The following is a 13,226-nucleotide window of genomic DNA, read 5'->3' on the forward strand; positions in this document are numbered from 1 at the left end:
CATGATTAAAGAATATCTTAAGCTATCACGCTCGTTTAATGTTGGGCTTACAGCTCTTGCGCCTGTGCTGGGGGCGTTTTGCAATGGTGAGAGCAGTGCTCTTTATCTTTTCCTCTTCTTTCTCGTTGGATTTTTTGGGCATTGCTATGGGTTTGCACTGAATGATATAATTGATTATAAAGTTGATTCTCTTTCTCATGAACTAAAGGAAAGGCCTCTTGTAAGCGGGGAAATAAAAATGAGAAGTGCTTGGATTTTCACATTTTTGATGCTTTTTATATCTTTGTCAATAGGATTTTTAATTTCATATCTCTATTCAAATTTTATTTCAATTTCAATTCTTGTTTTGTCCGCAATATCAATAACAATTTATGATTTAATAAGCAAAAAGTTTCCAGCAATGGACATTTTTGTTGCATTGGGCATATTTTTGCTAATTTTTTATGGAGCATACACAGTAAGCAATGATATAAAGGAAATTACCTGGATTGTTGCAATTCTTGGCACATTGCAAGTTCTTTTCATGCAATTCATAGCTGGCGGGCTGAAGGATGCGGAGCATGATTATAAAGCAAAAGCAAATACTCTTGCAATAAAACTTGGAGTAAGAGTAGAGAAAAAAATTTTCATTCCATTTTCATTTAAATTCCTTGCCTACTTACTTCAAATTATTTATCTTTTCTTCATTTTTTATCCTTTTTACAAAATATTTGAAGATGCTTTAATTCAGCTTATCATTCTTTCAATTTTGAGCATTTTAATGCTTTATATAAGCTATAAATTGCTCTCAATTAAGAAATTTGTTAGAGATGAAGTTAGAAAATATATTGGAGCACACTATTACATAAATTTTTCTCTTGTTCCAATAATGCTAACTGCAATAAATCCATTCATTTTCCTCCTTGCATTTGTTCCACCTCTTGCGTTTATAATTTCAAATATTGCAATTCATGGAAGCATGCTGCCAAAGACGATGTGATATGATGGTAAGGGTAATAAGAAATAAGAGAGAAGCAATTAAGGAAATGGAAAGAATAGGAGTAGAGAAAGAAGGAATAAAAATAATGTTGCCGAAATTTTTTCATCTTACTATAAAATTAAAGGATGTTGATGCAAGGGATGCAATAATTATAAAGCAGGAAATGCTTGCATTAGGAGGGGATGCTGCAATTTCAAAAAAATCGCTTCAAAGCTTGGAAAAGACGGATGTTTTGATTACAGGAAATGAAAAGCAGATTGCCTTGCTGTTAAAAAAATTGAAAAATCAGTATAGCAGATTAAAAAATGTATCAGAAGAGTTAGAGGAAATAATAAAGGAAAGAAAAATAAGCATAAAGATAGGCAAAAAAAATTTTCAATTAGGAAAGAGAACATACATAGTTGGCATACTTAATGTTACGCCCGACTCCTTTTACAACGGAGGAAAATATCTGGATTATGAAAAGGCAATAGAAAGGGCAAGGCAAATGGAAAAGGAGGGAGCAGATATAATAGATGTTGGCGGCGCCTCAACCCGCCCATTTGCTCAAGAAGTCGATGCAAAAGAGGAAATGAGGAGGGTTTTGCCAGTTATAGAAGGGATAAGGGGTGAGATAAATTTGCCGATTTCTGTCGATACTTATAAGCCAGAAGTTGCAGAGAGAGCTGTTGAAAAAGGGGCTGATATGATAAATGACATCTTTGCTCTAAGGAAAAAGGGAATGGCTGAAGTTATAAGTGAGCATGACTTGCCAGTTTGCATAATGCATATGAAGGGAGAGCCAAAAAATATGCAGATAGCTCCATATTATGAGGATGTTGTTGAGGAAATTTTATATTTTTTGAAAGAAAGGATAGATTTTGCGGTTAAAAAAGGAATAGAAAAAATAATAGTTGATCCAGGAATTGGATTTGGGAAAAGAACAGGAGGAATAGAAGACAATTGCGAAATAATAGCCCGCCTTTATGAGCTGAAAAGTTTAAAAAGGCCAATACTAATAGGCATTTCAAGAAAAACATTCATAGGGAATATAACTAAAACAAGCGTTGAAGAAAGGTTGCACGGAAGCCTGGGGGCTGAGGCAATAGCAATTGCAAATGGAGCAGATTTTATAAGATGCCATGATGTAATTGAAACTAAAAGAATGGCAATGGTTGTTGATAAAATAGTCAGACAATAAAATTTTATATATTCTTAATTGTTTTCCCTTAGGAAGATATAAAATGAAAATAAAATATATTGCATCTGGTCTTCTTTTGTTTTGTTTAGTAATATTAATACCATCCACGATAAAAGCAACTCCCCAATGCTCCAATTCACATAAATGGGGATGAGGATTTTGCAAACAAAGCAGGCAGTGAAAGATGGCGGGGCAATGGCACAGCAACTAATCCTTACATAATCCAAAATTATGAAATAGATGGTGAGGGCAAAGCTTATTGCATATGGATAGAAAATACAAGTGTTTATTTTGTGATAAGAAACTGCGCATTTTATAACGCAATATCATCTTGGCCAGCCCCGTGCGGCGTGGGAATATGTCTGAAAAACGTTACTAATGGAAGATTGGAAAACAACAAATGCTATGGCAATATTTACGGCATACGCCTTGTTGCTTACTCAAGCAATAACACCATTACAAACAACGACTGCTATGAGAACAATAAAGGCATACGCTTGGACGACTCAAGCAACAACAATGTAGCAAGTAACAATTGCTATAACAATTCCGAGGGAATATATCTAGATGATTCGAGCAACAACATCGTAGCAAATAACAAATGCTACGGTAATCTTGATGGCATATCTTTATATTCCTCTAGCGAAAAAAATATTATAGCAAACAATACCTGTTACGAGAATTTTTTTGCTGGCATTCACCTTTATCACTATTTAAAGCCCGGCTACCCAAGTAACAATAGCATAGAAAACAACAAATGCTATAAAAATCGTGAAGGAATATACCTCTCTTCATCGCACAACAACAGCATCACAAACTGCAGTGTTTATGACAACAGTTACGGTTTTCGTATTTCTTCTTCAAATATTCAAATTCACTATTGCAGTATCTATGGAAATAAAGAATACGGAATTTCTAATGAAAACTTGGAAGGAGAATATGAAGTAAATGCAACATACTGCTGGTGGGGGCATGGAAGCGGGCCATTTCATGAAACAAATCCCGGCGGCCAAGGAGATAATGTAAGTGATAAAGTTTTATTTATTCCCTGGCTTGAAAAGACAAGTGAAGGAGGCAATACTTCTCCTGAGAAGAAAGGAATTCCTGGCTTTGAACTATTTGCAATTGTTGGAGCAGTAGCATCCATATTGAATAGGAGGAAAAAATGAGGTGGATTCTTCTTCTAATTTCTCTTGCTATTTCTATTGGACCAATAGGAGCGGGCTTATTTATTTATCGAGATAACCTATCAGCTTTTATATTGCCAGAAAATATGGAATCAATAACGGAAGTCATGGGTAAGAGTCCTGAGATAGATTATATAAATTCAACAATTATTGATTCAACCCTGATATTGAAATTTAAAATTAAGAACCCCTACAATATGGATTTAACCCTGGAAGCTATTTATGCAGAAATTTTCTGCTCCTCTCATTCTTTCTATTTTGGCTCTATAAATTGGGACAGCTCATTTACAATTCGAGCAAATTCCTCCTCATATATTGATCTAGCTTTAAATTTTACTTCAGAAGGAAAGGAACATGTCTCTACAATGCATAAAGAAGATTTATATGTAGATATCAAAAACCTATCAATTGAGCTTCAAGGAATAAAAATATATAAGGAAGAAATAAGGAATGTGGGACCAATTTATATGGAGGGAATATGAAAATAAATTGGCCTGGATTGGTGGGAAGCATTGCAACATTTGCTTTAATTATATTTTCCTTCTTTTATCCATGGTGGGAACTTAAAATTGGCAACATAGGGCAAGCTGATATTTCTCCTATAAATTTAAAAATAGATTTATTTGGCTTGCAATTTAGAATACCAGCGATATATTTCATCAATTTGGCATGTCTTCTTTCTTTAATTGCATCAGCTATTGCCATGCTGATTTATTCCCTTCTTCCAGATAAAAATTATTCCAAAGATTTGCTGAAATTTGCTTATAAGAAACCATTAATTGTTTTGATAATTTTCTCTCTCTTCCTGCTTATTATTTTATATCCTATTAGATTGATGTTTTCCATCTATATTCCTATTAATGGTTCAACAAATGTTACTCTCCCAGCTGGAGATGCGGAGATAGAAGCCATTATTAAAACAGGATTTACTTTCCTTTTCTGGCTTGCAATAATATCTGCTTTGCTGTGTATTATTGCAAAATTTTATCACAGAAAATTTAAAGAGTAGCCACTCAGATCGCCCATCATTCTTCATATTTCAGAATTGCGTTTATCATCATTGTGGCAATATTAAATAAGCAAGAAAATTAAAACTTTTTGAAAAAAGTTAAAATTAATTTTTAATAAATTTTAAAAATGCTGAAAAAATATTGGCGTGAAAAAGATAGTAAGCATTGCTTTAATCATCCTTACTTTAATTCCTCCATCTCTTCCCAAAAATTTATCTTTTGAAATTATTTATCCAAAAAATTCTTTTCCAGCAATAGTTGAAAAAGGTTCATCTTTTGAAATAATCATAGAAAATGTTCATTTCAGCAAAATAGAGGCAAAAATTGAAACTGCATATGAGCCAATTGAAGATGAAATTCATCTTGAAATCGAAAATATATCAAAAGGAGAAAAAATATGCATAAAAGCAAAAATTCCAGAAATAGCTCATCCAGAACTTTATAACCTTACTGTTATAGTGGATGGCATCTCAAGGAAGGAGACAAGGGCGATAAAGGTTGTTGAAAATATATCAGGAAATTTTAAATTTGCCCATATAAGTGATTTGCATGTTGGGGATCCAAGAGGAGCAATGATAAATTTAAAGGAAAAAATTGGTTCAAGGGCAATAAAAAAATGCATAGAGGAAATAAATCTAATTCAGCCAGATTTTGTTATAATTACTGGAGACCTTGTCTTTGGAGCAAGATATGAAGAAGAATATGAAAAATTGTATGAAATTTTGCAGGAATTTGATGTTCCTACCTATATTTGCCCAGGAAATCATGATGGATATGTAAATAAGCAGGATGGATTTGAATTATGGAGCAGATATTTTGGATATAAAAATTATTCATTCACCTATGGAAATGCACATTTTATAGTGGTAAATTCATATGACTGGGATAAAAAAGATAGGATTGCCTTTTCATTTATCCCTTTAAACTGGGGTGGCTGGATAGATGATGAGCAAATTGAATGGATTGAAGAAGAAATGAAAAAAGGAAATTATTCACTAAAATTTATTTGCCTTCATCACAATCCTTTATGGGATACAGAAAATAATTCTCTTCTTGGCAAGGGATATTATGGAAGGGAAAAAATCCTTGATTTAATAAGAAATTATCGCATTGATTTTGTTCTTGCTGGGCATATACATGCTGACGACGTAACCTTTTTTGAAAACACAACATTTATTACAACAACTACTCCTTCAAGTTCTTGCAAGGATTACTGGGGATATAGAATTATCGAATTTCGGAACTGGAGCATTTTTTCATTCAACTATAAAGAGCCAAAATATTCAATTCCTTCATATATGCTGAATTATACCTATGAAGGGGATAAAAAAATTATAGTTGAAAACAATCTTGAAATAAATTTAACAGTTCATCTTAAATTTTTTGTTAAAAAAGGAAATTATAAGGTTATAAATGGTTCAGTTGAGCTAATAAGGGAAAAAGATGGATTCATGGAAATATATGTAAGGAGCGATGTTGAGGGAAAAAGCATTAATGAAATTTATTTAATCTGACTCAATTCTTGGGGCGAGCAGATAAACTATTTTTATTACTCCTCCAGACACCTCAAAACTCAGTTTAACTGGATAATTATTTCCAAGATTTATTTTTATTTCAGGACTTGCCTCTTTTGCAATTTTAATCATATCTCCAAGATAGTCTATCGGAAACATGCTTTTTACTTTTTCCTCGCATTTTATACTTACAAGCTCCTCCTTTGGAATTTTTAATTCTACACTGTCGTTATCTCCTTCCGCCTTCATTTCAAAATAATCTTTTCCTCCTTCAAGAATTATGTGGTCAGAAATTCCCTCAGCCGCTTTTATTATCCTATGCATTTGTTCTGTTGGAACAACAATTTCTGCTTGCAGCTCTAAAGAAGGAACTTTTGTATCAGGCATTTCTGAAGCATCGAGCAATCCAATCCTTTTTGTTATATTGCTAAAGCCTACAATCAGGCGCCCTTCTTTTTCATATTTTATTTCCACCATGTCATTGCTTCCCGCTATTTTTAAAATTCCAGAGAGTTTCTCTAAGTCAAAGGCTATTTCCTCCTCACCCTCCAATTTGTATTCATCGAAAGCATCCTTTTCTATCTTAAAGTCAATCATTCCGACATGTGCTGGGTCAACCATCCTTCCATATATTCCATCTTCCTTTATTTTTATCTTTGCTTCATCAACTAGTATCCCTATTGCATCAGTTATTAGTTTCATAAAATCCGCTTTTATTTTTCCTTGGAACATTGTTTAAATAATACTTTTCTATTTAAAAACATAGCGATGGTGATAAAATGCTGATTGATATAATAAAAAATAGGAGAAGTGTAAGGGAATATGAAGAAAAAGATGTCCCAGATGAACTAATTCTCGAAATAATAGAGCACGCCCGCCTTGCCCCCTCCGCAAAAAATCTTCAGGAATGGAAATTCATCATCGTAAAAGATAAGACTAGGAGGCAAAAGCTATGCGAGGCGGCAAAAAATCAGAAATTTGTGGCGGAGGCGCCTGTTGTGATAGCAGGCATCGCAACCTATACTGACTATGTGATGAGCAATGGGGTTACTGCCTGCCATGTTGACCTTGCTATCGCGATGGAGCATATTGCTCTTGCTGCTGCTGAAAGGGGCTTGGGAACTTGCTGGATAGGAGCATTTTATCAGGAAAAGGCAAAGGAAGTGCTTAAAGTTCCAGATAATTGTAAGATAATTGCGTTGATGACACTTGGCTATCCTAAGGATAGGCCTGTTGAAAAGAGAAGAAAGAGTATGGATGAAATAGTTTGCTGGGAAGAATTTAAATGAAAATCTGGCAGAAAATTTTGTTGATTTCTTTTTCAATATTTTTAATCTGCATATTTTTGATGTGGTGGATGAACTACGAGCCATTGAAAATAAAAATAAAGAATGAAAGGAATGAAACATTGAGCATAGAAATTAATCTTTTAACTTTGGATAACAAAGAGATTTTTAATCAGAGCCTTTCCTTGAAGGAAAATGAAAGCATGGTAATTGAGAATGTTACAAATATGGCAAGCAACTACTATATTGAAATAATAGCTGGAAATGAAAGCAAAAAGAAAAAAATAACATATGGAAAATATCATGAAGAAATAGAAATTTTTATAGGAGAGGAAATAGAAATTTTATGATTTACATTTCTTCCAGAGCTTCTATTCCAAGGAGATTTAAGCAATTTTTTAAAACCTGCCTTGTTGCATTTACAAGAGCAATTCTTTCCTTCTCTTTTTCATCTCCAATAACCCTGCAATCTCTATAAAATAAATTAAAACGCGCCGCCAGCTTATAGGCGTATTCCGCCATAGTTGATGGGTTTCTGTTTTCTATGCTTTCCTTAACAATTTCTGGAAAATATGCAATTGTTTTTATCAATTCTATTTCGCTTTCATGCTCATACCTTGGCTTAATCTTTTCGTATTTAACCTTTTTCAATATTGAACAGCATCTTGCATGTGCATATTGAATAAAAGGAGCACTTTCTCCTTCAAAATTCAGGGCATCTTCCCATTTGAAAACTATTGCTTTGTCTGGCTTAACCTTTATTATATTATATCTTATTGCTCCAATTGCAACATTTCTTGCTATATATTCAATTTTATCATCTTTCCTCCTCTTTTTTACTTCCTCTCTTGCTCTTTCAATCGCTTCTTCAATTAAATCATCCAAATAAATTACTCTTCCTTTTCTCGTTGACATTTTTCCTTCTGGCAAGCTAACAAATGCATAGAATATGTTTTCAGGAATTTTTTTGTTCAAAATTTTTAAAATTATTTCAACACATTTTGCCTCGAGCTTATGATCCTCGCCCAGAATATTTATCATTATATCTGCTCTGCTTCCTTTCCATATATGATACGCAATATCTCTAAGGGCATAGAGAGAAGTTCTATCGCTTCTTGTCAAAAAGAATTTATTATTCTTTCCATGTATTCCGAAAGGCTCTAAATCAAGATATAAGGCATTTTCCTCCTCCCTTATATATTCCGTAGAAGAAATTTCATCAATTAATTTTTCAACGCTTCCATCTATAACAAATCTTGATTCTTCAACAAATTCATCAATGCTAATATTTATATTTTTTAGTGATTCTTTTATTCCATCGAGAACTTTTTCATATACTTCCCCTATTTCCTTCAAAATTTTTTCATCCCCTCTTTCGCATTTCCTTACTATTTCATTTATTTCATTTTTAACTTTTTCATTCTTTTCCATCATTTCATAAGCCCTTTTATAATATTCAACAAAAAAATGGTCCAATTTTTTATTCTCCTCCTTAATTTTCAAATTTTTTACCCCCCAGAAAAGAATTGCAACCTGCTTTCCCATATCATCAACATAGTATTGAGTTATAACATCATATCCTCCAAACTTGAGCAATCTTGCAATAGTATCTCCAATTATCGGATTTCTTGCCCTTCCAACATGCAACGGCCCATTTGGGTTTGCTGAAGTATGCTCTACAATAATCTTTATACCTTTTTTTTCAAATCCACCAAAATTATTTCCCATTTCATCTATTAAATTTAGAGTTTCCTCTGCAACCCTCTTTTCATCTATATAAAAATTTATGTATCCGTTTATTGCTTCCGCCCTTTTAATCAACCCCCCTTCCATTTTTCTGCTTATCTCCTCTGCTACTTCAACTGGATTTTTTTTAATAATTTTTGCAAGAGAAAAGCATGCAAATGATGCATCTCCTACTTTCTGCTTCTCAATTTTTATTTCATGTTCAATTCCATAATTTTTTTTAATTGTATCCGCAAGCCTTTTTTTAACTTCCTCATAAAATTTTTCATATGTATATTTCATCTTACTTCTTTAACCATTTTTTTCAAAAACTCATCCCTTTTACTGTAAAGTCTTTTATGCTTCCTCCTCCTGTTTTTAACACTTGAAAAAAGTAAAGGAGCAACTATTGTTGCATCTCCATAAACAGTAACATATGTCTCTGATTTTGCATTTATCTTTTTCCAGGAAATTGCTTCTTGAGGGGTAGCCCCAGATAACCCGCCGTATGGCGGCACATCACTTGTTATCTGGATGAAGTAGTTATGTCCCCTTTCCTTCTTTTTAAATATCTGGCTAATCATTGGCTGGGTCTGCATGAAGAAATTTTTTGGTGCCCCCCCGCCAAGAATTACCGCCCCACTTTTTTTGCTGTTGTATATTATTGCTGTTGTTTCAAGGACATCCCTTTCGGCATCTGTATGAATTTTTTTATTTTTTGCCCTAAGATAAGCTAAATTCATTCCAATTGAAGAATCTCCAGGAGAAGGACAATATATTGGCACATCATATTTTGCACATGTTGCAAGAAGCGAAAAATCTGGCTTTTTGGAGTTTTCTAGCAATTTTTTTCCTAAATAGTTGTGTATTTCTGCTGTTGAAAAATTTCCTTCAATATCAAAATTTTCCTGTATATATCTATCTGTCTCAAAAAGGGTTTCAAGGGGAATAAATATATCATATATCCTTACAATTCCGTTTTTAGCGAGTTCGCGGTCATCCACATTAAAGCTTCCCTTATAAACTGGCAAATCAAGAGCAAAATGCATGTCATGATATAAATTTGCACCAGTTGAAATTATAAAATCAACAAGCCCTCGCCTCACCATTTCAATTATCGCCCCTCCAAGCCCCGCAGGAATAATTGCCCCAGCAAGGGTAAAGCATATTGTTGCATCCTCATCAATCATCTTTTTATATATCTCGCAGGCCTCAGCAAGGCGGGCGGAATTAAATGCATATCCATATGGTGAAAAAATAGGATTTATTTTCTTCATTTTTAGTCAACTATAAAAACAGCAGCAGCAACAACGCTCGTCCATAGGCCATGGATATCTCCTCTTGCAGTTTGTGTTATATTGCTTGCTTTAACAAATTTTCCGCTCATTCTGAAAACCTGCTTCTTTTCATCCCATGCTTTATTTGGGTCAAATTCTATTCCAAGAGTTGTTGCAAGCATTGTGGCTGCCAAATCTTCTGATTTTTCTCCCGCTATTTTTGCACATTCTCCAAAACTATGATATTCTGATAGATAGCCATATAAGTTTCTATCTTTAGGAATTGCAATTCCAACAGATGCAGCAATCAGGCGATTTGGTTCATTTGTTGAGTTTCTTGCAATAACGACATATGTTATCTGTCCAGGAGAAAGCAATTTTTTTCCTCTTTCAGCAGATATAATCTTGCAATGGGGGGGAACTATACTTGACACACTCACAAGGTTGCAGTGCTGGATACCAGCATTTCTTAATGCTAACTCAAAAGATTGAAGTTGATCCTTATGCTTCCCTACTCCCTTAGTAAGAAACAATTTTGTAGGAATCACAAAAGTAATTAAATTCGAATATTAAAGTTTAATGCTTTGCAAAAAATAGTTTTTCAAAAATTCATCCCATTGAGTAAATTTTGAAAAAGAAAGGTCTTCATAGTTGGATGGCAATTTTTTTAAAAGTATTGGCTTATTATAAAGAAATTCTTCCTCTGGGAAATATATACTCAATCCATTATCGAGCCCAGAAATTGTTTTTTTACAGAGAATAGCATCATTTATGCTTTTCATAATATCCTCGCAAATATTTTTTATTTCATCATTTTTAGAATAATTTTTTAGATTTTCAAGAAAATTGTATAAATCTATGTTGCAATCATATGCATATATTTCAATTGATAGCATATCATATATTGGATAGAAAATATGGTATTTTGGACTCCATTTACCGTATTCGTTTGAATTAATTCTTGCATATTTTACTGCCTCCATATCATTTATTATTGTTTTTGATAATTCATCCAATCCCTTTACAATTTTTTCTAACTTACTTAAATTTATTGCTGAAAGAGTTGTGTTTATTGTTACTATATTCAACTTTTTAAACGGCAGGATATCGAAAAATTTTGCTATAAAATTATTGCATGGATGATAAACCTTTGACTCAAAAAATTTTACAGTTTCTACAGCAAATTTTTCAGCATCCTCACGGAGAGTAGATATTACTTTCACATCTGGCCATATATCCAAAAATGGATTATCAGTTTCCATTGCCACAAAATAGTTTGCATAAGGAGAAATTTCATATGCTACCTCTATCATTCCTTGTAAGCATGCTACAAAACTAACTAACTCGATTTTCCTTTTTCCATCCTCAGTTATATTCTTCAAAACATTTCCCATTGAGGGAGTAGTTATAAGATTAAAATTTCTGTATCCATACCTATAATCAGGGCATATGCCTTGCCATCCAGGTCCAACAGAAATTATCAGGAGCGCATACCGTTTTGCTGGATAATTTTCAATTGAAAATCTGCAGAATTTTTCAAGCGTCTCACTTTTTCCAGTATCCGATTCTCTTTCCCATGGAAGCTCTATTAAATTGTCCTTTTCAATTTTATACAGAAATGTATCATTATCAGCGAATCCATCAACGAGCGCGACTATGTTAATCCTATCATTTTCTACCCTGCTAAGATTCTGTAGATATAATTTTGCATTATTACACATTTTGTTCTCTGTAGCAATATAAAACATCAGTGTCCATTCCTTGCCAGATTTGCCAGCATTTAATGGAATAACAGAAAGAATTATTATTATCGCAAATAGAGAAGAAAGCTTCATTTTATCCTCCCAAAATTCTTTTATATTCTTCCTCCATTTCCTTCCTTAATTTTTCCCCCATGATGTTTCCAGTAAATGCATCCGCTCTTGCAGCAATTGAAATTTTTGAAGCCAAAAATCTCGCTATCTTTCCTCTTTTATTTCTAGGAGCTCTATTTATCATTTCATGCTGGAAAATTATACCATGTTTCGGCGGCGGTGTGCTGTCTTTCAGGTGCCTGAAAAGAGCTCTTTCTGCTCCGAGAAGCTGTACTGTGCTTGCGGGCATTTTCGCGAGATTGTCTATGCTTCCTGCTTTTGAAACGAGCTTTGATGCTATTGAATGGCCGACAAGTGCTGTTAGATTTGGTGCAATTTCCTCCATCGCCATTTTTATGTAATTCTCCAAATCATCTCTTGCACTATTCAAAGATTTTATTACTTTCGCTATATTTTTGAGGTTTTTTTCCTCTTCCTTATCTATTTCTTCCCCGCCTATTTCCAAATCAAAAATTCTATCTATATCTTCATCAAATGAAAAATATTCATACCAGCTCCTCACTCTTTCAAGCAATATGTTTATAACCTTATTTATATCCTCTATTGCATTAACTGCCTCAACTATTCTTTTTTCCCTTTTCTTTTGCTCTTCTTCAATTTTTTTAATTGAAAGCTTTATGCATGCTTCTCTTAGCAAATTTTTTCCATAGCCAAATTCTTCAGCATTTATTTTAATTTCTCTGAATTTTCCATCTTTTCCAATTCCGAGCAATCTTTTTTCCCCAACAACTGGCTTATGTTCGGAAAATTTTATTTCTTCTTCGAGCAATTCATTTTTTGAAATTTTATATAGCCTTTTTGCTATTTCATCAGCATCCTTTGGAAAAAGAATTTTATCCTTAATCCTTTTTTCATCATAAAGAAATACTCCGAACCATTTTGTTGCCATGTATAGCATGAATATAAATCGGAAGTTATTCTAAAATTTTTGCTGTGTTGCACAACTAGTGGAAGCCATACTTCCACTAAATTTTGAAAAAAAACTGGGCTTTTTTACAAATTGATGAGCATGGCATAGAACACAAATTTCAATCCTGAGAAAAATGTTTCTTTAGCCTTTTGCTTTTGTGGAAGCATTTTCTCTTGTTTTGATGATTGGCTCTATTCCCTGCTTTTTTAGATAACTAAAATTCTTTCTGCTATCATAGGATTCATTTCCGTCATCCTCTCTATTTTTTATTGCCAATGGTTCTC

General features: G+C 33.4%; 15 protein-coding genes. 8 read left to right on the forward strand and 7 right to left on the reverse strand.

Annotation, left to right across the window (positions count from 1 at the left end; translation table 11 throughout):
• The first annotated feature begins 1 nt into the window (after position 1).
• From H5T45_02230 to H5T45_02255, 6 genes are all read left to right on the forward strand, one after another.
• Positions 2-979, forward strand: coding sequence for a UbiA prenyltransferase family protein (locus H5T45_02230; GenBank protein ID MBC7128536.1), 978 nt, complete (start codon positions 2-4; stop codon positions 977-979).
• A 1-nt stretch (position 980) separates the two neighbouring features.
• Positions 981-2,159, forward strand: a complete 1,179-nt coding sequence (gene folP, locus H5T45_02235) for a dihydropteroate synthase (protein ID MBC7128537.1) — start codon at positions 981-983, stop codon at positions 2,157-2,159.
• A 293-nt stretch (positions 2,160-2,452) separates the two neighbouring features.
• The gene (locus tag H5T45_02240) at positions 2,453-3,328 is read left to right on the forward strand and encodes a right-handed parallel beta-helix repeat-containing protein (GenBank protein MBC7128538.1); all 876 of its coding nucleotides are present in this window, start codon (positions 2,453-2,455) and stop codon (positions 3,326-3,328) included.
• On the forward strand, positions 3,325-3,828 hold the full coding sequence (locus H5T45_02245) for a hypothetical protein (GenBank protein MBC7128539.1): 504 nt from the start codon (positions 3,325-3,327) through the stop codon (positions 3,826-3,828). Before H5T45_02240 ends, H5T45_02245 begins: the two co-directional genes overlap by 4 nt.
• Positions 3,825-4,355, forward strand: a complete 531-nt coding sequence (locus tag H5T45_02250; protein MBC7128540.1) for a hypothetical protein — start codon at positions 3,825-3,827, stop codon at positions 4,353-4,355. The genes H5T45_02245 and H5T45_02250 overlap by 4 nt, the downstream gene beginning before the upstream one ends.
• A 147-nt stretch (positions 4,356-4,502) precedes the next feature.
• Positions 4,503-5,870, forward strand: a complete 1,368-nt coding sequence (locus H5T45_02255; GenBank protein ID MBC7128541.1) for a metallophosphoesterase — start codon at positions 4,503-4,505, stop codon at positions 5,868-5,870.
• Here H5T45_02255 and H5T45_02260 read toward each other — a convergent pair.
• Positions 5,862-6,572 carry a DNA polymerase sliding clamp gene (locus H5T45_02260; GenBank protein MBC7128542.1) on the reverse strand — a complete coding sequence of 237 codons (711 nt, stop codon included), beginning with the start codon at positions 6,570-6,572 and terminating at the stop codon, positions 5,862-5,864. The genes H5T45_02255 and H5T45_02260 overlap by 9 nt on opposite strands.
• A 77-nt stretch (positions 6,573-6,649) precedes the next feature.
• Here H5T45_02260 and H5T45_02265 point away from each other — a divergent pair, with 77 nt between their 5' ends.
• Positions 6,650-7,159 carry a nitroreductase family protein gene (locus H5T45_02265; GenBank protein ID MBC7128543.1) on the forward strand — a complete coding sequence of 170 codons (510 nt, stop codon included), beginning with the start codon at positions 6,650-6,652 and terminating at the stop codon, positions 7,157-7,159.
• Positions 7,160-7,227: 68 nt separating this feature from the next.
• Entirely contained in the window at positions 7,228-7,506 is a 279-nt protein-coding gene (locus H5T45_02270; GenBank protein ID MBC7128544.1) for a hypothetical protein, read from the forward strand.
• Between the two features lies 1 nt (position 7,507).
• Here the strand turns inward: H5T45_02270 and H5T45_02275 are convergent, their stop codons facing one another.
• From H5T45_02275 to H5T45_02300, 6 genes are all read right to left on the reverse strand, one after another.
• On the reverse strand, positions 7,508-9,184 hold the full coding sequence (locus H5T45_02275; GenBank protein MBC7128545.1) for an arginine--tRNA ligase: 1,677 nt from the start codon (positions 9,182-9,184) through the stop codon (positions 7,508-7,510).
• Entirely contained in the window at positions 9,181-10,158 is a 978-nt protein-coding gene (locus tag H5T45_02280) for a deoxyhypusine synthase (GenBank protein ID MBC7128546.1), read from the reverse strand. The genes H5T45_02275 and H5T45_02280 overlap by 4 nt, the downstream gene beginning before the upstream one ends.
• A 2-nt stretch (positions 10,159-10,160) precedes the next feature.
• Positions 10,161-10,715, reverse strand: coding sequence for an arginine decarboxylase, pyruvoyl-dependent (locus tag H5T45_02285; protein MBC7128547.1), 555 nt, complete (start codon positions 10,713-10,715; stop codon positions 10,161-10,163).
• A gap of 12 nt (positions 10,716-10,727) precedes the next feature.
• Complete coding sequence (locus H5T45_02290) at positions 10,728-11,993, reverse strand: hypothetical protein (protein MBC7128548.1); 1,266 nt, start codon at positions 11,991-11,993, stop codon at positions 10,728-10,730.
• A 1-nt stretch (position 11,994) separates the two neighbouring features.
• Entirely contained in the window at positions 11,995-12,930 is a 936-nt protein-coding gene (locus tag H5T45_02295) for a hypothetical protein (GenBank protein ID MBC7128549.1), read from the reverse strand.
• Between the two features lie 153 nt (positions 12,931-13,083).
• Positions 13,084-13,226: hypothetical protein (locus H5T45_02300; protein ID MBC7128550.1), on the reverse strand; the 143-nt coding region annotated here is incomplete at its 5' end.

Source organism: Thermoplasmatales archaeon (genome assembly GCA_014361245.1).
Lineage (GTDB): Archaea > Thermoplasmatota > E2 > UBA202 > JdFR-43 > JACIWB01.